19 protein-coding genes are annotated in these 22,263 nt (G+C 31.3%); 14 read left to right on the top strand and 5 right to left on the bottom strand.

Annotation, left to right across the window (positions count from 1 at the left end; genetic code table 11):
- The first annotated feature begins 17 nt into the window (after positions 1 to 17).
- Together AC0N0V_RS15135 and AC0N0V_RS15130 are read left to right on the top strand one after the other, a co-directional pair.
- Complete coding sequence (locus AC0N0V_RS15135; protein WP_474458874.1) at positions 18 to 431, top strand: 4Fe-4S dicluster domain-containing protein; 414 nt, start codon at positions 18 to 20, stop codon at positions 429 to 431.
- Positions 431 to 1,654, top strand: coding sequence for an NAD(P)/FAD-dependent oxidoreductase (locus tag AC0N0V_RS15130; protein WP_474458873.1), 1,224 nt, complete (start codon positions 431 to 433; stop codon positions 1,652 to 1,654). The genes AC0N0V_RS15135 and AC0N0V_RS15130 overlap by 1 nt, the downstream gene beginning before the upstream one ends.
- Before the next feature lie 46 nt (positions 1,655 to 1,700).
- Here the strand turns inward: AC0N0V_RS15130 and hutG are convergent, their stop codons facing one another.
- Positions 1,701 to 2,720, bottom strand: a complete 1,020-nt coding sequence (hutG, locus tag AC0N0V_RS15125) for a formimidoylglutamase (RefSeq protein WP_474458872.1) — start codon at positions 2,718 to 2,720, stop codon at positions 1,701 to 1,703.
- Positions 2,721 to 3,146: 426 nt separating this feature from the next.
- Here hutG and AC0N0V_RS15120 point away from each other — a divergent pair, with 426 nt between their 5' ends.
- Positions 3,147 to 3,764: a HutD/Ves family protein gene (locus tag AC0N0V_RS15120; RefSeq protein ID WP_474458871.1), complete on the top strand. Its 618-nt coding sequence runs from the start codon at positions 3,147 to 3,149 to the stop codon at positions 3,762 to 3,764.
- A gap of 101 nt (positions 3,765 to 3,865) precedes the next feature.
- Here AC0N0V_RS15120 and AC0N0V_RS15115 read toward each other — a convergent pair whose 3' ends face one another.
- Both AC0N0V_RS15115 and AC0N0V_RS15110 read right to left on the bottom strand, forming a co-directional pair.
- Positions 3,866 to 4,324, bottom strand: a complete 459-nt coding sequence (locus AC0N0V_RS15115) for a DMT family transporter (protein ID WP_474458870.1) — start codon at positions 4,322 to 4,324, stop codon at positions 3,866 to 3,868.
- A gap of 13 nt (positions 4,325 to 4,337) precedes the next feature.
- Positions 4,338 to 4,760, bottom strand: a complete 423-nt coding sequence (locus tag AC0N0V_RS15110) for a DMT family transporter (RefSeq protein WP_474458869.1) — start codon at positions 4,758 to 4,760, stop codon at positions 4,338 to 4,340.
- 647 nt (positions 4,761 to 5,407) lie between these two features.
- Here AC0N0V_RS15110 and yeiL point away from each other — a divergent pair.
- The 7 genes from yeiL (at position 5,408) to AC0N0V_RS15075 (ending at position 15,074) form a co-directional block, all read left to right on the top strand.
- Positions 5,408 to 6,103, top strand: coding sequence for a transcriptional regulator YeiL (yeiL, locus tag AC0N0V_RS15105; RefSeq protein ID WP_474458868.1), 696 nt, complete (start codon positions 5,408 to 5,410; stop codon positions 6,101 to 6,103).
- 236 nt (positions 6,104 to 6,339) lie between these two features.
- A complete protein-coding gene (gene yaaA, locus AC0N0V_RS15100) occupies positions 6,340 to 7,104 on the top strand; it encodes a peroxide stress protein YaaA (protein ID WP_474458867.1) in 765 nt (254 codons plus the stop codon).
- On the top strand, positions 7,037 to 8,386 hold the full coding sequence (locus tag AC0N0V_RS15095; RefSeq protein ID WP_474458866.1) for an MFS transporter: 1,350 nt from the start codon (positions 7,037 to 7,039) through the stop codon (positions 8,384 to 8,386). The genes yaaA and AC0N0V_RS15095 overlap by 68 nt, the downstream gene beginning before the upstream one ends.
- Before the next feature lie 232 nt (positions 8,387 to 8,618).
- The gene (locus AC0N0V_RS15090; protein ID WP_474464550.1) at positions 8,619 to 11,864 is read left to right on the top strand and encodes a DEAD/DEAH box helicase; all 3,246 of its coding nucleotides are present in this window, start codon (positions 8,619 to 8,621) and stop codon (positions 11,862 to 11,864) included.
- Positions 11,865 to 11,998: 134 nt separating this feature from the next.
- A complete protein-coding gene (locus tag AC0N0V_RS15085; protein WP_474458865.1) occupies positions 11,999 to 13,264 on the top strand; it encodes a DEAD/DEAH box helicase in 1,266 nt (421 codons plus the stop codon).
- Positions 13,265 to 13,411: 147 nt separating this feature from the next.
- On the top strand, positions 13,412 to 13,657 hold the full coding sequence (locus AC0N0V_RS15080; RefSeq protein ID WP_474458864.1) for a hypothetical protein: 246 nt from the start codon (positions 13,412 to 13,414) through the stop codon (positions 13,655 to 13,657).
- Positions 13,658 to 13,694: 37 nt separating this feature from the next.
- Positions 13,695 to 15,074 (top strand): aldehyde dehydrogenase, encoded by a 1,380-nt coding sequence (locus tag AC0N0V_RS15075; RefSeq protein WP_474464547.1) that lies wholly within the window; start codon positions 13,695 to 13,697, stop codon positions 15,072 to 15,074.
- 167 nt (positions 15,075 to 15,241) lie between these two features.
- Here AC0N0V_RS15075 and AC0N0V_RS15070 read toward each other — a convergent pair whose 3' ends face one another.
- Positions 15,242 to 15,811, bottom strand: a complete 570-nt coding sequence (locus AC0N0V_RS15070; RefSeq protein WP_474458863.1) for a flavin reductase family protein — start codon at positions 15,809 to 15,811, stop codon at positions 15,242 to 15,244.
- A gap of 187 nt (positions 15,812 to 15,998) precedes the next feature.
- Here AC0N0V_RS15070 and AC0N0V_RS15065 point away from each other — a divergent pair, with 187 nt between their 5' ends.
- The 4 genes from AC0N0V_RS15065 to AC0N0V_RS15050 all read left to right on the top strand — a co-directional run bounded on the left by AC0N0V_RS15065 (position 15,999) and on the right by AC0N0V_RS15050 (position 21,265).
- Positions 15,999 to 16,706, top strand: coding sequence for an ABC transporter ATP-binding protein (locus AC0N0V_RS15065; protein ID WP_474458862.1), 708 nt, complete (start codon positions 15,999 to 16,001; stop codon positions 16,704 to 16,706).
- Complete coding sequence (locus AC0N0V_RS15060) at positions 16,706 to 19,069, top strand: FtsX-like permease family protein (protein WP_474458861.1); 2,364 nt, start codon at positions 16,706 to 16,708, stop codon at positions 19,067 to 19,069. Before AC0N0V_RS15065 ends, AC0N0V_RS15060 begins: the two co-directional genes overlap by 1 nt.
- A 172-nt stretch (positions 19,070 to 19,241) precedes the next feature.
- Complete coding sequence (locus tag AC0N0V_RS15055; protein WP_474458860.1) at positions 19,242 to 20,477, top strand: efflux RND transporter periplasmic adaptor subunit; 1,236 nt, start codon at positions 19,242 to 19,244, stop codon at positions 20,475 to 20,477.
- Between the two features lie 131 nt (positions 20,478 to 20,608).
- On the top strand, positions 20,609 to 21,265 hold the full coding sequence (locus tag AC0N0V_RS15050) for a TetR/AcrR family transcriptional regulator (RefSeq protein WP_474458859.1): 657 nt from the start codon (positions 20,609 to 20,611) through the stop codon (positions 21,263 to 21,265).
- Between the two features lie 157 nt (positions 21,266 to 21,422).
- Here the strand turns inward: AC0N0V_RS15050 and AC0N0V_RS15045 are convergent, their stop codons facing one another.
- Positions 21,423 to 22,076, bottom strand: coding sequence for a TetR/AcrR family transcriptional regulator (locus AC0N0V_RS15045; protein WP_474458858.1), 654 nt, complete (start codon positions 22,074 to 22,076; stop codon positions 21,423 to 21,425).
- Positions 22,077 to 22,263: the final 187 nt, after the last annotated feature.

The following is a 22,263-nucleotide window of genomic DNA, read 5'->3' as shown; positions in this document are numbered from 1 at the left end:
CTTAGGGGGGGATTACTATGAAAAGAATAAAAATAGATAGAAGTAAATGTATAGGATGTCTTACCTGTACTACTGCTTGTATTGTTTCCCATGAATCTGTAGATAATCGAAGTAGAATAGTTCTAAGCAGTGACGGAAAACCTGCTCCTATATTTTGTAGACATTGTGACAGACCAGAATGCGCATATACTTGTATGTCTGGTGCAATGAAAAAAAATCCTGAAACTGGATTTGTTGAATATGATAAATCTCGTTGCGCAAGCTGCTTTATGTGTATAATGGCGTGTCCATATGGAGTACTAAAGGCTGATAGTCGAACACATACAGAAATTATGAAGTGTGACATGTGTAAAGATACAGAAAGTGGAAGCCCTCAGTGTGTAGAAAAATGTCCAATGGCTGCTATTACTTTAGGGGAGGTGGAAAGCTAATGGTTTATGTTGTAATAGGTGCATCAGCTTCAGGTATGAATGGAGCAAAAGCCTTAAGAGAACTTGATAAGGATGCAGAAATAATATTGGTATCAAAAGATGAATATGTGTATTCAAGATGTATATTGCATCATTACATTAGTAACCACAGAGATGTGGAGGCACTAAATTTCACAGAAAAAGACTATTTTGAAAAGTATAATATAAAGTGGATAAAAGGAGTAGAAGTAACCAAATTAGAGGCAGATAAGCATATCTTAGAACTTTCTAATGGTGAAAGTTTAAAATATGATAAGGTACTTATTGCAAGTGGAGCCAGTTCTTTTATACCTCCGATTGAAAATTTAAGAGAAGCAAATAATGTATTTGGACTAAGAAACTTAGAAGATGCAGTAAAGATAAAAGAAATTGCAAAGAATATAAGAAATGTAGTTGTGCTAGGTGCAGGACTTATAGGAATTGACGCAATCTCTGGACTTATAGATTATGGTTTAAACATTAGCTTAGTGGAAATGAACGATAGGATTTTAGGACTTCAGTTAGATAAATATGCGGCTAATCAATACGAAGATTTGTTTAGGGAAAAGGGAGTAAACCTAAAGTTTGGTGTTAAAGCAGAAAAGCTTATAATTGATGATAAAGGCAATCCGGTTGAATTATTAATAAACACTGGAGAAAAAATACCTTGTGAGTTAGTGATTGTAGCTACTGGTGTTAGATCAAATGTTGCTTTCTTAAATGAAAGCGGAGTAGAAACTGATAGATTTGGACTTATCATTGATGAAAGAGGACAAACAAATGTTAAAGACGTTTATGGTTCAGGAGATGTAACTGGAAGAAATCCAATTTGGCCAACAGCAGTTAAAGAAGGAATTATAGCGGCTAATAATATGGTAGGAAATGATGTCCTAATGACTGACTTTTTCGGAAGTAAAAACACAATGAATTTCCTAGGTCTAGCTACAATGTCACTTGGAACTATATCAGCTCCAGATGAAACTTATAGTGAAGAGATTGAAATAAGTGGTAAAAACTATAAGAAAATAATACATAAAGAGGGACAAATATATGGAGCTATAATTCAAGGAGATTTATCCTATGCAGGAGTGCTAACTCAATTAATTAGAGAAAAAATAGATATGTCAAAGGTTAAAAAGCCAATATTTGAGATAGATTATTCAGATTTCTTTAATGTAAAAGAAAACTTCGAGTATACTTATTAGAAAACAAGCCCCATCCCATAGACTTTTATATGGGATGGGGCTTATTCTATATTAAAACAGCTAAGTTATGAATTTGACATATAGTATTAATTACTGAAAAGATTATTACAGCAGCTAAATTTGAAGTATTATTATCCTGGTCGAACCTTGGTGAAACCTCAGCTATATCAAAGCTTATAGTTTTTTTGGATTTTAGAATATATTTAAGAAGATTTAATACTTTTTCAGGATCTAGTCCTAAAGGTTGAGGTGCACTTACGCCAGGTGCGAAGGAAGAGATAAATACATCAGAGCATATGGTTACATAAATATGATCTTGTAGTCTGATGAAACTATCTAAATTTTCTAGTATGCTCCAGCCATCATTATTCATAATATCTTTCGCAAAAACATACTCTGCTCCAAGTCTATCAGCAGTTTTAAATAAATCTACAGTGTTGCTATGTTTTTGTGCTCCTATGCATAAATAAGAGTATTTTAGATTACGTTCTTTGCAAATATCGGATATCTGTCTAAACATTGTTCCTGAATTCCCACCATTAGGATAAGGTCTAATGTCTAAATGGGCATCGAAGTTTATTATACCAATGCTTGGGGTGTCAGTATCCTTAGATAAATGATTTAATATACCATTATAGTTTCCAAAAGCGGTCTCATGCCCACCACCTAAAACTATTGGGAAAAGATTTAAGCTTAAAATTTTTGAAACTGCTTCAGAAAGTAGGCGCTGACTTTCTTCTAAGGTTATATTTTCACAAAATATGTTTCCTGCATCAAAAAGTTTTACATCTTGTGTAAAAGTACATGGAAGGTTAGCTAATTCTCTTCTAATGCTCTCAGGACCATTAGCGGCTCCAGCTCTACCTTTATTTCTTTTAACACCTTCATCACAACAAAAACCAATGAGAGCGAATCCTAGCTTTCCTGTGAAGGGAAGCAAGTTATTTTCTCTTAAATCAATACTTTTAATCCATTGATGCCATCTAAAAGCATCAAAGTTACTTTCACTATCAATTCTTCCTTGCCAAAACGATTTGCTTATAGGTTTATAGTTTGTTTCTAACATTTTATCCCCCTTGTTTTTTCTTCAAATAATATTAAGAGCTTTATTATGATTATATCAAATACAGTTTGGAATTTATATGTTAAATCTCCACAAACTGTATGGAAGGCAGTATAATATATATAAGAAACACCGAAAGTAGACTTATCCTCCGAGACATAATACCAATTTTCGGCACGTTAAATGTTTTTAGGTAGTCTAAAGCTCAGGATTTATGAAAAACTAAGAATCTTCGAAAACTCGCTGCACTCAGACAATCTAAGATTCTAAGTCTTTCATAAATCCTTCGCTAAGACTACTAAAAAAACATTTAAATCTATCCTCAAATTGGTATTATGTCTCTTCAAATAAGTCTACTTTCTAATTTGTGTATCTATATGAATTTTATGCTATTGAAAAAAAGTTTAATGATATTAAGGAGTGGGTTTTATGGAGACTATGATTAATGTAATAAGAAAAGAGGAGTTTAGTATAAGTGAGTGGTCAGGGGGAACTACTACAGAACTTTTAATATATCCAAAGGACGCAAAGTATAGTGACAGGAATTTCAAGTGGAGGATTAGTTCTGCAAAGGTTGAAGTAGAGGAATCAATATTTACATATCTACCGAACATCTCAAGAATTATTATGATTATAGATGGAAAGCTAACACTTGAGCATAAAGGGCATCATAAGGTGGTATTAAATCCATTTCAACAGGACAGTTTTATGGGGGATTGGGAAACTAAAAGCTTTGGTAGGGTAACAGATTTTAATTTGATGATGAATAAAGATTGCACTGGAAAGGTACAGGCTCTAGCTCTTAATGATGCATATAGTGCTAAGATACTATTAGATGGGAGTTATGGAGAGTCAAAGATGGTTACAGATGTTTTTTATGTAGTAGAAGGCATTGTCAAAGTAAGTACAGGAGATAAAGAATTTGAGGTTAATGAAGGGGATTTAATTTATGTTACAAGGTTAGGAAACGAAGATGGCTGTGAACTCAGCATAAATAGTATGGGAGATAAAGAAGCAAAGATTATAAGAGCAACAGTTTGTTATTAAAATCTATCCAGCGACTGACGGCTCTAATACTCCCCCTTATCTAAGGGGGAGTATTAGAGCGGCTACGTCCCTGGATAACGATTTCTAAGCATCAGTTGGAGTTAAAACTCCATCTGATGCCAAGAACTCTGTTTATCAATGAATAGGTTATAGGTTAGCCCTAAGAGTACTAGTAAGCCGCCAACAAATTTACCGGATGAAACTTGACCTATAGTAAAATAGTCAATTACTACTCCTGAAAAGAGTTGTCCAATAAAAATTATTAATGTTAAGTAGAAGGCTGATATTTTGGGTGTAACAAAATTTGAGGAAGCCACGACTACAACACCCACTATACCACCTAAATAAGTCCAAATAGGCGCTGATTTTAAAATCCAAGGTGACATTTTCAAAAGTTCACCGCTTAACAGTAAAAAAATAGATGAGAAGAATAGGCCTACAACGTAATTAAAAAATGTTCCTTCTAACAAACCAATTCTATCTGATAAATTTGAATTTACAATTCTTGCTACTACAATTGAAACACCAGCAGCAATTGATATTACTATAGCTATCAACATAAATAATCCTCCTTTAATATACTGTCATAATAACTATGCCTATAGTTATTATGACAAATCCTAAAAATTTTTCTTTTTTAAATTTAGTAACTTTCATTCCTAGCAGTCCATAATGATCTATGACTATTGAAGCAAAGGATTGACCTAATAATCCTAAAGTTAATGTTAAAGATGCTCCGAGATAATTAAAGCTTATATTACTAAATAACACTGTAAAAACTCCGATTGCTCCAGCACTATAAAGATATATGGGAATACCTTTATGCAGTTTGATTTTCACCTTGCTAATAATTAAAAGAAAAACTATACCTACAAGTCCTACTAAATGTATTATTACAGTTGATGAATAATTACCTATACTCTTAGATAATATTCCATTAATAGCAAGCATAACTGTAATTAAAACTCCAATCAATCCAGAAAATAATTTATACATATACTACCTCCATATAAATTTAAACTTAACTCAGATGAGGTTAAAACCTTATCTGATTTCTAAATGATAAATCTAATGACATAAATACTCAGGATACAGCTTTTGAGCAGATAGGTTATTAGATAAAATGTCTAATATAAAGTTAACATAAATACACTTATTATGAGTATGACATATGTCATATTAATCTGTGGTATAATAAAATTACTTAGTCATTTATATAGATAAGCAATGCCGAAAGTCGACTTATCCTCCGAGACATAATACCAATTTTCAGTAGGTCAAATACTTTTAAGAAATCTAAAGCTCAGGATTTACGAAAAACTAAGAATCTTCGATAACTCGCTGACGCTCAGACAATCTAAGATTCTAAGTCTTTCATAAATCCTTCGCTAAGACTACTAAAAAATATTTAAATCTATCCTCAAATTGGTATTATGTCTCTCCGAATAAGTCAACTTTCTTATTTGGTTATCTGTATAGATAAACCAATTTCATCTTAGACTTATACATAGAGATATATTAGTATTTATAGTGCAGAGGAATTGCTAATATACCCCGGCGTGTAAACCTAGCTCTGACTTGGTTTATCGATAATTTAAGGTAAAGCTAATTTTATTAAACAAGTAATAAGGGGAAATGCATAATTGGAGAAAATATTAGACAAGGAAAGATTAAATCATTACATTTCAAAATATAATATAAATGAAATATTTAGTATAGATATGAAGCCCCATATGGAACTCTTTCTTTTTAATAAGAATGAACATATATGTAAGGCAGATGAGAAGCTTGATTACCTATTTTTCTTTGTTGAGGGTAAGGCTAAAGTTTATACATCATTAAGTAATGGAAAGTCACTATTATTATGTTTTTATAGACCTTTCAAGATACTGGGGGATGTTGAATTTATGCATCTTGAAAATGCTAATTCAAATGTTCAAGCTATAGATGAGACTTACTGTATAGGGATACCACTAGAAAAAATCAGGAATCTTGTGCTTGATGATTCTAAATTCTTAAGATTTGTATGTGAGTGTTTAGGAGAAAAGCTTACTAGGCTTAGTAAGTATAGCTCTATAAATCTACTATATCCATTAGAGAATAGGTTAGCTAGTTATATACTAGCTACTACCTTTTGTGATGAGAGCGAAGAAAAGAAGCATATCATTTTTGAAGGTAATTTTGCAGAGATTTCTGAACTGCTAGGTACAAGCTACAGGCATTTATTAAGAACTTTAAATACACTTTGTAAGAGGAATGCTATTAAAAAAGATGAGCATTACTATGAAATATTAGACACGGATATATTAAAAAGACTTGCAGAAGAATTATATGAGTAAAAGTATTTCAAAATTAAATATAAGTACAGCATAAATTAAAATATGGATATATGAGTGCACTAACTTAGTAAATTATAAAATAAGTAATATTGTGATATGTATAAGGTGGATTAAAGAAATTCCGATACATTTATTACGGATATTTTAATCTAGTATTACGGATATTTTAATCTAGGAATAGTCATTAAAATAGCTGTAGAGTAGTTATTGAAACTTATTATAGAAGGAGTAAAATAATGTTTATAATATTATCACCAGCAAAAACACTAAATTTTAAGAAAAAAACTGCAACAAAAATTTATACAGAACCAATATATGAACAAGAGGCTTTAGAATTAATTAAGGAACTTCAACAGTATACACCACCAGAGCTTATGAGCTTGATGAAAATTAGTGAGGAACTTGCAGAGTTGAATTTTAAAAGAAATATAAGTTTTCATAATAAATCCAATCTAAAGAATGCTAAACAGGCAGTTTTAACATTTTCGGGAACGGTATATCAAGGATTAAGAGCGGAAGGATTTAAGGAAGAGCAACTAAAATTTGCACAGAAGCATTTAAGAATTCTCTCAGGATTGTATGGTGTGCTAAGACCTTTAGATATAATTCAACCTTATAGATTGGAAATGGGTATCAAATTAAAAAATTCAAATGGGAAAGACCTATATTGCTTTTGGAAGGATAAGATTACAAATTACTTCAATGAAGAACTTAAAAATCATTCAGATAGAACTATAATTAATCTAGCTTCTAAAGAATATTTTTCTGCTATTGATCAGAAAATGCTTAATGGCAGAATTCTAAATATAACTTTTAAAGAGCATAAATATAGCGGATATAAGGTCGTAACTATTTATGCGAAAAGAGCAAGAGGATTAATGGCTAGATATATTGTAGAAAACGATATTGAGGATGTTCAGAGGTTGAAAGAATTTGAAGAAGAAGGATATGCCTTTAATGAAGATTTATCTACAGAAAAAGAATGGATTTTTGTCAGATAAATTTAATATATCTATGATAGGATGGAGCATAATGCACATAATAGAAAGGAATATCTATATTGAACAGGAGGAAATTATGTGCAAAAGTGCTAAAATACTACTTACTATAAGTGTTCTATTTTCCTTTGGGATAGGTCTATCTGGAATATTTGTAAATGTATTTTTTTGGAGAGAAACTAGTAGTTTCACTATAATAGCAATTTATAATTTAGTTAATTATACATTTGTCCCAATAACCTTTATCATAGCAGGAATACTTGCAAAAAAGAAAAATGGAATATGGCCATTAAGAATCGGACTGTTAATATATTCGTTATTTTATGTATTAATAATAGCTGTAAGTAATAAAGGAATTGGCTATATATGTTTACTTGGAGTTGTACATGGAATGGCAACAGGTTTCTATTGGCTTGCTTTTAACACATTATGCTTTGATTTTACTAATATGAATAACAGAGATACCTTCAATGGACTGAATGGAAGCTTTGGAGGTATTTCTTCAGCTATCGCACCGATGACTTCTGCATACATAATAAGTAGATTTAGTGGGATAAGTGGGTATAGAGTGGTTTTCTCTATGACTTTAGTTGTATTCTTACTTTTAATTCTAATTAGTATAATTTTAAAATGTGAAAATAGTTCAACTATAATTGATTTTAAAAGAGCATTTTCAAGCAATTGTGAGGAGTGGAGAATCATAAGAAAATCTACATTTTTCTGGGGTTTTAGAGATGTGATAATTATGTTTTTAGTAAATATATTAATTATCGAAACTACTAATAGTGAGCTTTCACTAGGGAAGTTTACCTTAATAGCATCACTGATATCTTCTACATCATACATGCTGGTGCAGAAAATAATTAAACCGTCCCGTAGAAGACTTTCTATAATTATTGGAACTGCGGGATCATTTCTAGCTGTTTGTGGATTAGTAGTGAAAATATCACAAAGTACACTACTTTCATATATTGTGATGGATACATTTTTTTTACCATTTTTCACAATACAATTATCCTCTTCTACCTTTAATGTTATAAATAGGGCACATGAAGAGAACATGAGAATAGAGTATATGATTAATAAGGATTTGATGCTTAACAGTGGGAGAGTTATAAGTTTATTAATACTAATTACATTATTAACTGCCTTTAAGAATTCTTCGATATTAAAATTTTACCTAGTATTTATAGGTCTTGCACCTATAGCATCGGGATATTTCCTTAGAAAGTTAAGAGAGGTGTTGGAAGGGGGCAGTGATACTAGAGTTAAAAGAGTTAACTGAGGTAAACTTTATGTAAAATAAAAAGCTCAAGTGGATGAATAAAACTGTTGATCTACTTGAGCTTATTTGTAAATAACTTGAATTTATTAATCCTTTGATTATTTGTTCTCAGGTTTTATTTTATTATTTAAGATAGTATCATTCGTATTTTATTAGTAAATCAAGCCAGAATTAAATTTCACTTTGTGATATAATTAAAAGATTGAAAAAATTAAATTGCTAGGGAGAAGATATAGTGAAAGAAGATATGTTGTTGCAAATATTTAATGAAGAAACTAGCGGTAAAAACCATGCGAAAGGTCAAAGAGTTGTTAATAATGATTTAGTTTCCTCTATCAATATTACTAGTGAAGACAGTTTAATATCTATAAATGGTAATGTGATTTCTGAAAATCTTTTTAATGAATATAACACAAAAATTGAAATGGACGCAGAGAAGAAAAGTATTTTTTCTACTTTCTGTACTTGCTTAGACTATGAAAGTAATGAATTTAAGAAGAGAAATTACTGCTGTAAGCATCTGGTTGCGACTTTTTACAAATCTCTAGAGGATTTAGCTAGTCATCCTCTTTTAAAGATTGAAGATATAAAAGAAGAAATTATTTTTAGAGGTAAAAGTAATCTTTTATCTATGCTTCTAGGAGACGAAAAAGAGAAGGAAGAACTTAAGATAGAGGTTTATATAAATAAAAATCAATGGACAGATGCACTAAAGGCTGAGTTTAAAATAGGGCTTAACTCTGTAAGTTCCAGTAATCTTTATATATTAAAGGATATTAATCAGTTTTTAACAGGTTACTATAACAACATTCCTATAAACTATGGAAAAAATTTTACTTTCCATACCAAAAATCAAAGGTTAAGTACAAAGGATAAAAGGCTTATTGATTTTATTGAGACTTTAAAGGAGATGGAAGGAAAATACAAGTATTTAAACGGAAGTAACGATAGAGTGGTAGATGGAAAATATATAAATATCCCTAAAAATTTAGTAAGGGAGTTTATTAGCATTATAAAAAATCATAGAGTTTATTTGAATGAAGGATTTTTTTATAGGCCGGTGGAAACTGAAATTTTGTTTCAAACTCCACCTGTTGATTTTGATTTGAAAACCATAAAGGATAGCTATGTTCTTAAATCGCCAGGGGGAATGCCTACAGCATTAGGTTCTAAAAATGACGTTTTTTTATACGGTTCAACTATATATCTTCCGGATTATGATTTTTGTTATAAGATAAGTCCTTACTTACAGGTTTTTAATGAAGCAAAGGTTGTAACAATTTCAAATGCAGAGGAAGAGACTGTATTAAGGAGGTTAATACCAAATCTTGGAAATCTATCATCTAACGTTACTTTATCTAAGTCTATTAAGAATAGGATTGTAATAGGTGATTGTCAGTTTAGTTTTTATTTTGATAAAGAAAATAGGGATATTACGCTAACCGTAAAGGTAAGATATGAAAATCTTGAATTTAATATCTTTGAAGATTATAAAGAAAAAATTATATATAGAGACTCTAAAAAGGAAAGTCATGTCATTGGAGAATTAAGAGCTTTAGGATTCGAACAGATAAATGATAAGTTCTATTTACTAATGGGAGACGACTATATATTTAGCTTCTTTAAAAGTGAAGTGGGAAAGCTTCAAGAACTTGGTGAAGTGTATTATTCAGAAAGTTTTAAGGGGATAAAGTCTATTGGCACTAAGGGTATTAAGGGAGATATCAAGTCAGGTAGGTATGATTACTTCGAGATGGATTTTAAGATAGGAGACATACCACCACAGGAGACTGCAGATATATTGAGGGCATTTAGAGATAATGTTAAGTATTATAAATTAAAAAGTGGGGAGTATCTTGATTTAGAGGAACTAGAGCTTAAGAAATTTCTAAAGATGTTGGATGTAGTTACCTCTAAGGATATAGAAGAAAATCATATTGAAATATCTAAAAGTAAAGGTGTTTTTTTAGATAATTATATGGATGATAATGGTATTAGATATATAAAAGGAAAAAAAGAATTAAAGGAAATAAAAGAAAAATTTAAGAATATAGAAAAACAAAAGTTTAAAGAACCAGAAGATCTAGAGGCTAATCTAAGAGAATATCAGAAAACAGGCTATAATTGGTTTAAAACTTTAGACTATTTAGGTTTTGGTGGAATCTTGGGAGATGAAATGGGCCTTGGTAAAACTCTTCAGACTATTACATTCATATTATCAAATAAAGGCAGTAAAACATTGATAGTAGCACCTACTTCGTTAGTATATAATTGGATAAGCGAATTCCAGAAGTTCGCACCTACAATATTAGTTGCTGCGGTTAATGGTGTTAAGGAAGAAAGAGAAGAGATTGTTAAGAATATAGAAAACTATGATGTCATTATAACAACTTATAATCTTCTTAAGAGAGATTTAGAAATCTATAATGAGATAGAATTCGATTATTGTATACTAGATGAAGCTCAGTATATAAAAAATCCACATTCTCAAAATGCAACATCAGTTAAAGAAATTAAGGCTAAGAGAAGATTTGCCCTATCAGGTACACCAATAGAAAACTCTCTTATGGAATTATGGTCTATATTTGATTTTGTGATGCCAGGATATTTATATGATGAAAAGAGATTTAGTGTAAGATACCATAAAAAGCTTAGAGAAGAGCCTGTAGTTTTAGAGGAGTTAAATAAGCTTATAAAGCCTTTTATACTTAGAAGAAGAAAGAAGGACGTTATAAAAGAGCTACCAGACAAGATAGAAAAAACTTTAGTTGTAACTTTAGAGGATGAACAAAGGAAGATTTATGGAACCTATGCAAAGCATGCACTTGAGCTTATCGAAAAGAAGGTAAAGGATGATGAATTTAAAAATAGTAAAATAGAAATACTTTCATACATAACAAAATTAAGGCAACTATGTCTAGATCCGTCAGTATTGATGAAGGATTATACTGGGGGTAGTGGAAAAATAGAAGCAATTGTGGAACTGCTTAGTAAAAGTATAGAAGAAGGACATAGAATACTTATTTTCTCACAATTCACTTCCGTTCTTAAAAATATTGGAAAAAGAATTAGTGGAGAAGGTATATCCTATAGTTATTTGGATGGATCTGTACCCTCTGAAAAGAGAATGAATATGGTAAAAGATTTTAATGAAGGGGAAAACTCTGTGTTTTTAATTAGTTTAAAGGCTGGAGGGACGGGACTTAACTTAACTTCTGCAGATGTAGTAATACATTTTGATCCATGGTGGAATCCAGCAGTCGAAGAACAGGCAACAGATAGAGCACATAGGATTGGGCAAAAGAATGTGGTAGAGGTTATCAAGATTATTGCAAAGGGCACTATTGAGGAAAAGATTATCTTACTTCAAGAACAGAAGAAAAAACTTATATCAGAGCTTATGGGAGATGAGTTATCTGGTGGTGAAGGCTTTGCAGCTCTAACTGATGAGGAATTGTTGGGATTATTTGAGATGTAGGTCGCTGACAAATTGAACTAAATTCAAAACATATTAAAATCAGCAATAATGAAGTTAATATGGTATAATTAAAAAGCTTAAGGACATTTGAAGCAAGATTTTAACTTAAGACGAATACATTCAAAGGAGAATTCATGTTATTTGAAAATTTAAATTTAATTGAGCCTATTCAGAAGGCTTTAAAAACTGAAGGGTATACAAAACCTACACCAATACAACAAAAGGCTATCTCGCCTATACTAGAAGGAAAGGACTTTCTTGGATGTGCTCAGACAGGTACTGGAAAAACAGCAGCTTTTGCTATTCCTATATTGCAAAATCTTTTTAATGAGAGAAAGAGCACAGAGAGAGGACCACAACCTATTAGAGCATTAGTATTGGCTCCAACTAGAGAATTAGCTATTCAAATAGGAGAGAGTTTCACGGCCTATGGAAAATACATAGGTCTTACAAATACAGTGATTTTCGGAGGAGTGTCACAACACCCTCAGGTAAGAGCTCTAAAGTCTGGAGTGGATATTTTAATTGCAACTCCAGGAAGGCTTTTAGATTTAGTGCAGCAGAAGCAAATTAATTTACAGCATGTAAAGTATTTTGTACTTGATGAAGCAGACCGTATGCTTGACATGGGAATGGTACATGATGTGAAAAGAATAATAGCACAGGTGCCTAAGGTTAGGCAAACTATGCTGTTTTCTGCAACTATGCCACTAGAAATTTCAAAACTAGTAAATTCTATTCTTATAGATCCAATAAGAGTAGAAGTGACACCTGTTTCATCTACCACTGATACTGTCAAGCAAGGAGTATACCTTGTTGAGAAAAAGAATAAAAAATCTCTGCTTGTTGATTTACTAAAAAATAAAGATATTGTTTCTGTATTGGTGTTTTCACGAACAAAGCATGGAGCAAATATGATTACAAAGTATCTTGACAAATCAGGCATAGAGGCTCAAGCTATTCACGGAAACAAGTCACAAAACGCAAGACAACTTGCCTTAAATAACTTTAAGGAAGGTAAAATAAGGGTTTTAGTAGCAACCGATATAGCAGCAAGAGGTATTGATGTAGATGAATTATCTCATGTAATTAATTATGATTTACCTGATGTACCAGAAACCTATGTTCATAGGATTGGACGTACTGGAAGAGCAGGACTTAAAGGTGTTGCACTTACCTTCTGTGATGAGGAAAGCAGTGAACAACTTGCAGATATTCAAAAACTTATAAGAAAAACAATACCAATAATTAAGGAGAATCCATATCCAATGAGCTCTGAAACACCAGCGGTGAAGAAGGAGACTCCAAGGAATATTTCTGCTAAAAAAACCAAGAATACTGGTTACTCAAATAGGAGAAAAACTGCAGTAAAAAGCAATAGTTTTAAAAAGAAAAATTAGATATATGATTAAAGGGGCTAGTTCATAATGGATAGATATACATTATGAGTAGTTCCTTTTTCATATTAAGAGAACTAAACAAAAGTAATACAAAACAAATAGAATGTATAGAATATAGCGAAGATATGTATTAGAGGTGAATGTATAATGGAATTTGACTTAATCGTGGCATCTAGCATAAATGGAGATATTATAGTTTTAGATTGTCCAGAAATTATTAAAGAACGTATAAATGCTCAACTATTTGATAACATTATTATAAATGCACATATAATTCCAAGTGAAAGAGGTATATATGAACTTAATTGTATTTTTGATCCTAAGAGTTTGGAAAATAAAGATAAAAATTTAGTCATGACTTTACTAAGTTTTAGTAAGCTTCAAAGCTTTTAGGAGAAAAGATGACACAGGAGGGGTTATTATATTTAATATAGAAGAACAAGATATAACAAATATCATAGAGCAGCAAAAAGAATATTTTTACACAGGAGAAACAAAAAAAGTAACCTTTAGAATAAAGCAGCTTCAAAGGCTTAAGAAAGCAATTCAAAACAATGAAAAGCTTATAATGACAGCATTACATGAAGATCTTCATAAGTCAGAATTTGAAGCTTATGCTACTGAGATAGGATATCTATACGATAGCATAGGATACTTTATAAAAAATCTGAAAAAATGGACAGCAGTTAAAAAGGTAAAGACACCTATGGTACATTTAGGTTCCAAAAGCTATATATATGCAGAACCTTACGGGAGTGTATTAATAGTGGGGCCTTTTAACTACCCGTTTCAGTTGATAATTGAGCCTCTTGTGGGAGCCATTTCAGCAGGAAACTGTGTGGTATTAAAACCATCTGAATTTACTTCCAATGTTGCAAAGGTGGTAGATAAAATAATTAAGGAAACCTTTGATGAAAGATATATAAGAGTTGTACAAGGAGGAAAAGAGACTACAGCTGCATTAATCAATTCACCTTTTGATTATATATTTTTTACTGGAAGCGTAAACGTTGGGAAAATAGTTATGGAAGCTGCAGCTAAAAATCTAGTACCTATTACCCTTGAACTAGGTGGAAAAAGCCCCTGTATTGTTGATGAGAGTGCAAATATAGAAATTGCAGCTCAAAGAATAGTTTGGGGGAAGTTTATGAATGTAGGTCAGACTTGTGTTGCTCCTGATTATATTCTTGTACATAGGGTAGTTAAAAAGAAACTAATAAACAAGATGATAGAGAAGATAAAAAGCTTTTATGGAGAAAATCCTAAAGACAGCAAGGATTATGGAAGAATCGTGAATGAAAGACAAATAAATCGATTAATTCAACTAATAGATAAAGATAAGGTTGTATTTGGTGGGAATTATGATAAGGAAAGTCTTTATATTGAGCCTACAATAATGAATAACATAACTTGGGAAGACAAAATCATGGAGGATGAGATTTTTGGACCAATACTTCCTATTATTGATTATGATAATTTAGATAGAATTATAAGCAAGATAAACAGTAGACCGAAGCCTTTAGCCTTATATTTATTTACTGAGAATAGAAAGGTAGAGCAGAAGGTTATAGATAACGTTTCCTATGGTGGTGGATGTATTAATGATACAATGACTCATCTTGCCAGTCCGTTTTTACCTTTTGGAGGCGTTGGTACTGCTGGACTTGGATCTTATCATGGACAAAAAAGCTTTGAAACCTTTTCGCATATGAAGAGTGTGTTAAAGAAGAGTACAAAATTTAATTTAAAATTTATTTACCCGCCATATACTAAGGATAAGGTAGGTTTGTTAAAGAGGTTTATGAAGTAATTTAAATTAGAAAAATCTCTGCTTTGAGTAGAATTATTTTATTTAAATATTAATGGAAATGTTTTAAAATAATTTAACCACAAAGTTATGTTACAATACTTTGTGGTTAAATTATTTCTTATCTTGCCAAGTGGGTATTTATATGAGTAAATTTAAAGATTTAACTTTTAAATAAATGAGCCAGACGCATCTGATTTCTTCTTTTCTGTATATCTGTAAACTTTTAGTTTATTATCTCCTACATATAGAACTGGGTCTAAATCAGAGTGTATTAAATGATTTTCTTCGTCTAATAAATCCTTGGAAATGCATCTGCCTTTGATAGATGCTAGTATATTAGTAATACCTTTATAATAATCTCTTTCAATAACATCAGTTAGGCTGCACTCTATAGAAACTGGACATTCTGAAATTAAAGGAGCATTGACAACATCCGATTTAACAGCTGTCAATCCAGACAGATTAAACTTATCGTATTTACTACCAGATAAAGAACCGCAAAGATCTAATTCCTTCATGATAGATCTATCAGGTATATTAATAACAAAGTCTTTTACTTTTTTTATTTCATTTACGGCATAACTTTTACTTCCAAATCCAAGACACACCATATCTGTTAATGTGAAAGAGGATGAAAGCGTTGTAACATTAGGATTGCCGTTTTCATCATAAAAGCTTATAAGTATTACAGGAAAACCATAATACATTTTCTTAAAATCGACTCTTATTTTTTCCAAAAAAATCACCTCTTGTACAATTATAATATTTACCAAAATATAATACTGTGATCCATGTCACGATACACTTAGTTTTATTATTAACTTTAAAAAAGTTTATTTTTCTATTGACTACATGGTCAAGAAAGAGCATAATAATATCAAGTTGACCCTATGGTCAATAGAATCTAATATGGGGTGATTTTAAATGAAAAATCCTATTGTAATAGTAAAAGATGTTATAAAAGAATATACCATGGGAGAGATAAAAGTAAAGGCTTCAGATGGGATGAATTTTGAGATTCTAAAAGGTGAGTTCGTCGTAGTTCTTGGTCCAAGTGGTTCTGGAAAAAGTACAGTATTAAATATGATTGGCGGAATGGATAGACCTACTTCAGGAGAAGTTTTCATTGATGGTAAGGACATAACAAGATATTCGGATAATGAACTTACTATTTATAGACGAAAAAATATAGGATTTGTATTTCAGTTTTACAATCTCATGCCTAATCTCACAGCATTAGAGAATGTAGAGTTGGTTACAGGACTTAGTGATGATCCATTAAATTCTAAGGGTATTATTAGTGATGTAGGACTAAGTGAAAGAGCAGGAAACTTTCCAGCACAGCTTTCTGGAGGAGAGCAGCAAAGAGTTGCTATAGCAAGAGCTCTAGTTAAAAATCCACTACTACTTTTATGTGATGAACCTACAGGGGCTTTAGATTATAATACAGGAAAATTAGTTTTAAAGCTACTTTATGATATTAATAAAAAAATGAACAAAACAATAGTTGTTATTACACATAATGCAGCAATTGCAGCCATGGCTGATAGGGTAATTAGAGTAAGAAGTGGAGCGGTAGAGGCTATGACTATTAACGATAATCCTGAGTCACCTGAAAGGATTGAATGGTAATGAATATTTTATTCAGAAACTTATTTAGAGATTTAAAGAGGTCAAAAGGGCAATTTGTTTCTATTTTGATTATTGTTATTTTAGGAGTTACTTTTTATACAGGCATAAATTCTATGTTTAGAAACCTTTCTAATTCGAGTGTCAAATACTTCAATGAATACAGATTGGCAGATATTTGGGTGGATCTTTATAAGGCACCTTTAGGAGCAATAGAAAAGGTAAAGGAACTGCCTTACGTAAAATCGGCTACAGCAAGGATAATTAAAGATGCTAGTATGAGTATTTCTGGTGAAAATGCCACCTTGAGATTTATAACTCTTCCTGATGAAAAAAAAGATATAGTAAATGATATAGTAATAAAATCGGGTAGATATTTCTCAGAGGGAGATAGTAATCAGTGTCTGGTAGATCAGGATTTTTTCAAGGCAAATGACTTAAAGTTAGGAGACTATATTTATCCAATTATAAACGGAAATAAAGTTAAGCTAAAAGTTGTAGGTTCGGTCAAAAGCCCTGAATTTGTATATACCTTAAAGGACTCAAGTGAGTTAATGCCGGATAATAAAAAGTTCGGGATTATATATATTAAGCAATCCTTTGGAGAGGCAATTTTTGATTTTAAAGGTTCTGTAAATAATATTTCTATTCAGCTTACTAATGGAAGTGATATAGAAAATGTAAAAAATGATATAAAAAAGGTTTTAAAGAATTATGGTATAAAGAGTGCTATTGATAGGGAACAGCAGACAAGCACTATGATGATAAATGAGGAAATAAAAAAGCTGCAATCTATGGGCAGCTCATTTCCCATTATATTTTTTATGGTAGCTTCGGTTATCATCTATATAATGATGGGGAGAATGGTTGAAAATCAAAGGATACAAATAGGAGTATTGAAAGCTCTAGGATTTACTAATGTGCAGGTTCTCACATACTACATGAGCTACTCAGCATTCATTGCACTTATAGGCAGCTTAATGGGGTCCATTCTAGGAACTTACATGGGCGTTGGCTTTACTAAGCTTATTAACCAGTATTTTAACTTACCTCTTGAAGGTGCAAAAATTTATGGGGAGCTTGTTTTTCCGGCTTCACTACTTACATTGTTTTTCTGTTTGTTTGCAGGATACCATTCTTGCAAAGTTATCTTTAAAATTATGCCTAGCGAAGCTATGAGAGAGAAGGCACCGGAAAATGGGAAGAAAACAATAATTGAAAGAAGTCAAATAATATGGAACAATATCAGTCATCTATCGAAAATAATACTAAGGAACTTATTTAGATATAAGAGGAGAGCGCTTTTAACATCCTTAGGAATTATATTTTCCTCTGCTATACTTTTGGTAGCTTTAAGTATGCAAGACTCTATTAACTTTATGATAAAACAGCAGTATGGAGACATCCAAAACTATGATGTAAAAGTAACCTTTTCAAAGTTAGTCAATATGGAAGAGCTAAACGAGATTAAAAGTATGCCTCATGTTACAGCGTTAGAGCCCGTGTTTGAAACCGGTGTTGAGATATCAAATGGCTGGCGAAGTAAAGATGTGGGATTTACAGCACTCATTAAGGAACCACAGATGTATAAAGTTGAAGATAAGGATGGTAAAGCCATAAACCTACCATCTAGTGGAATACTTATATCTGAGAAGCTTGCAAATACATTAGGAGTAAAAACAAATGATACTGTAAGTATAAGATTTTTCTTTCCTGGAAAAGAGAAGAAAGAAGTTGCTGTTAAGGGTATTGTAGTTCAATATTTAGGTCTAAGCACCTATACTTCTATAAATAGCTTAAACAGTGTGCTAGGTGAAGGGATGATTGCAACTTCCGCTGTAATTAAATTAGATAGTAGCGCCTCTGAAAAAGAGGTTAAAGACAGGTTAAAGGATATGGCTGTAGTAAATTCTGTGGAATCAAAAACAGATTCTCTTAATGCTCTTTTGAAAAATATGGGGGCAACAAAATCTTCCATCGGAGTTTTGATTATACTTGCAGCAGTACTTCTTATTGCTGTCATATATAATGTTGCTACTATTAATATTTTTGAAAGGCAGAGAGAACTAGCAACCCTTAAAGTATTAGGATTTAAAAATAATGAAATTAAAAAATTAATCTTTAATGAAAACTATGTAATTACCACATTCGGAATAATTGTAGGATTACCTTTAGGAAGGTGGCTTGGAGGCTATATGATGGCGGCTAGTAGTACGGACTCTTACAGTTTTCCATATGTAGTGGAGTTTAAAACATATATCATCACAATAATTCTTACACTTACTTTTACTATCTTCACAAACCTTATTTTAATGAAAAAGATCAAATCTATAGATATGATAGAAGTTTTAAAGAACAAGGAGTAATTAATCTATAAAGTGACTATCCTGTTATTATCTGAGTGGCAGCAAAAAGCGGCTATGTCCCTGGATAACGATTTCTAAGTGTCAAAGACACTAAGAACTCTGTTTATGATAATTGTGCTTTAAGCCTACTTTGAAAGTGAAATAGAATATTTTTATAGGAGATGGGTGTTATATGAAAAGAAAAAAATTATTTTGGACAGTTGCCTCAATAGTTGTATGTACAGTAAGTGCACTCGCATATGTAAAACTTCAGAAGGGACAGGTTATCGAAACTACTGCTGTAGCAAAAGGTGAGATTAAACAGTACATTGAAGATACTGCTACTGTTGAAAGCAATAAAAAACAGACTGCCTATATTGAGGGTTCTGGAAGGATAATGGAAATAAAATTCAAAGAAGGAGATTCGGTAAAAAAAGGAGATATATTATTAACAATGGATAAAGGTGACTTAGAGCTTAAGCTTAAGGATTCAGATGCAAAGCTTGAGGCTGCAAAGGCCCAGCTGCAAGGCACTGATATCTCAAATAGCGTAAATAAAATAGAAATTGCACAATCTGCTGTAGATGGAGCTAAAGTTGCCTATGAGGCTGCAGTTAGAAACCTTAGTAATGCAAAGGCACTTTATGAATCAGGCAGTATAAGTAAGCAGGAATTAAATAATGCTGAAGATGCATTTAAAACTGCCGAAGCTGCACTAAAATCAGCAAACTTACAATTAGAGGATATTAAGGAGGGAACTCCTGATTATGTAAAGAGTGGATATATAGCCGCAGTTAAACAAGCAGTAATACTTAGGGATACTATAATGAGAGATATAGAAAAACAACAAGTTATAACACCAGTAGATGGAGTTATTCTAGAAAAGTTATTAGATGAAAATTCTACAGGAACAGCTGGAACAGCAGCATTTTTAATAGGAGATACCAAAAGTTTAGAATTAATGACAAACATATTGTCTGATGATATAAATAAGGTTAAAATAGGTGATGAGGTTGAAGTTAGTGGAAAGCCTTTAGGAAATTCAACTATAAAAGGGAAGATTGTAAAAATAGCACCAGAAGCAAAAAATATAACTTCGTCTTTAGGAGTTAACCAAAAAAGGGTACCTGTAACTATTGAAATAAGTGATAATTTAGGTTTATTAAAGCCTGGTTACGATTTAGATATTAAGATTATAACTGAGACTAAGAAAGATACTTTAGTGATACCTGATACAGCTGTATTTGATTATAAAGGAAGTTCTTCTGTGTTTGTAGTTGACAATGGAAAAGCTGTTATAAGGCAGATTAAGAAAGGTATTGAAAGTGAAAAAACAATTGAAGTAGTAGAAGGACTTAAATCAGGTGAAAAAATCCTAGTAAAACCTGATAATAACATAAAAGAGGGGATGAAAGTTAACTCTAAATAAACAGAATTCTTGGCATCGGGTGGAGTATTACTTAGGGTAGTTATTTAGTAAATTGAAATTTCCAAAGATTTATATTAAAGCTACAGAAGAAGTTTCAGTTAGTTATAGAAAATGTATAGGAGAGATTATAATTGATTGATACATTTGAGAATTTACCAGAGGAAAAGAAAAAAAGAATATTAGATGCTTGCATTGAAGAATTTGCATTGAATGGATATGACAAGGCATCTACTAATTCTATCGTGAAAAAAGCAGAAGTTTCCAAGGGGATATTGTTTCATTACTTTGGGAGTAAGAAAAACTTATTTCTGTATGTATTTGACTATTGTTTAAGTCACTTAATAGATAAATATTATTCAATGAGGGAGACACAGCCAAAGGATATTTTCGAAAGATTCGTATGGGCTAGTATAAGAAAAGCTAAGATAAACCATGAAGAACCGCTAGTGAGCAGATTGGTATTTTCAGCTATTTCACATATGCCAGAGTCATTGAAGCAAGAACTTACGGAAAAATATAATGCTTACTATGAAAAATACATGCCTCAGTTTTTTGGAGATATAGATACTTCAAAATTCAAAAATGGAATTGATACTAAAAAAGCAATAGAATTGATTATGTTGTGTATGGATGGTGTTTCTAATAAGTATCTTAAAAAATGTAAAGATACCTCTATAGATGAAATTTTTAATAATTTAGATAATATCATGGCAGAGTTTAACGAATACATGAATATTTTAAAATTTGGGATATATGATGCTACAGAAGAGAAAAAAACATCTGTGTAGATAAAGATTTATATAATTTATACAACGCAAAGCACAATAATGCAAAAAGTCCATGCAAGTAATTTTGTGCTTTATATTTAAAGAATAGAAAAAAGAAATACTGATGAGAATCATAGAAACAGGGAGCTGATAGGAAATTCAGCTCCTATAATTTTTTTTAGATATTATATGAATCTACTATCTTTTTTAAATATTTAATTACGATAGCTGTAGCTTCTAAAGGAGTGTGGTCAACCTGTTTGTTTAGTATTTTACAAAGCATTCCATGATATAATAAAAGCGTCATTTCGTTTATATCTACCAAATCATTCTTTCTTAAGTGCCCATCATTAGAAAGATTAATTAGCAGTGCTAAATTTCTATCATATATGTTGCTCTTTAGGAGCATAGGTAATAAGTCTACTGATTGTTCACCAAGTTCTTCCGGGAATATTGAATAATATTCTTCAATTACATTATCGATGGAGTTGCTATGCTTGCTGAAAAAAATTATATTGTACACTTTAGGATTTGAAAATGAATATGTACAAAAACATTCCCAAATTTTATAATATTTATCTAAGTTATTATTAGCATTTTTTGTATAATTTTTAAGAGCAAGAGTATACTCTTTTAGATGCTTGATAGAGGCATATAAAATAAGCTCGTCTAAGTCTTCAAAATAATTATATAAGGTTGCGCTATTATATCCAGCTAAATCTGCAACTTTCCTTATTGTAACAAATTCAATTCCTTCTTCATCCATAATTTTACTTGCCGCATCTATAAAATAACTCATATTCCTTTGTTTTTTTATTATCTTTTTATTCAAACTTTATTCACCAACTTACTTCTAAGATATTTCATTATTATATCACAGTAACCAAAAGATTAAAACATTAGTATAATCTTTTAATCTTTAACTTTAGTTTACCGCAATTCATAATATATCGTTTGCTATTACTTAGGACAATTCCTTGCTAAATATATGATGTAAAGAATTAAGATATGTTAAATTA

The organism is Clostridium sp. CS1-1 (assembly GCF_056135525.1).
Note: the sequence above shows the minus strand (reverse complement) of the source record. Positions and strands in the feature narration are given on the sequence as shown.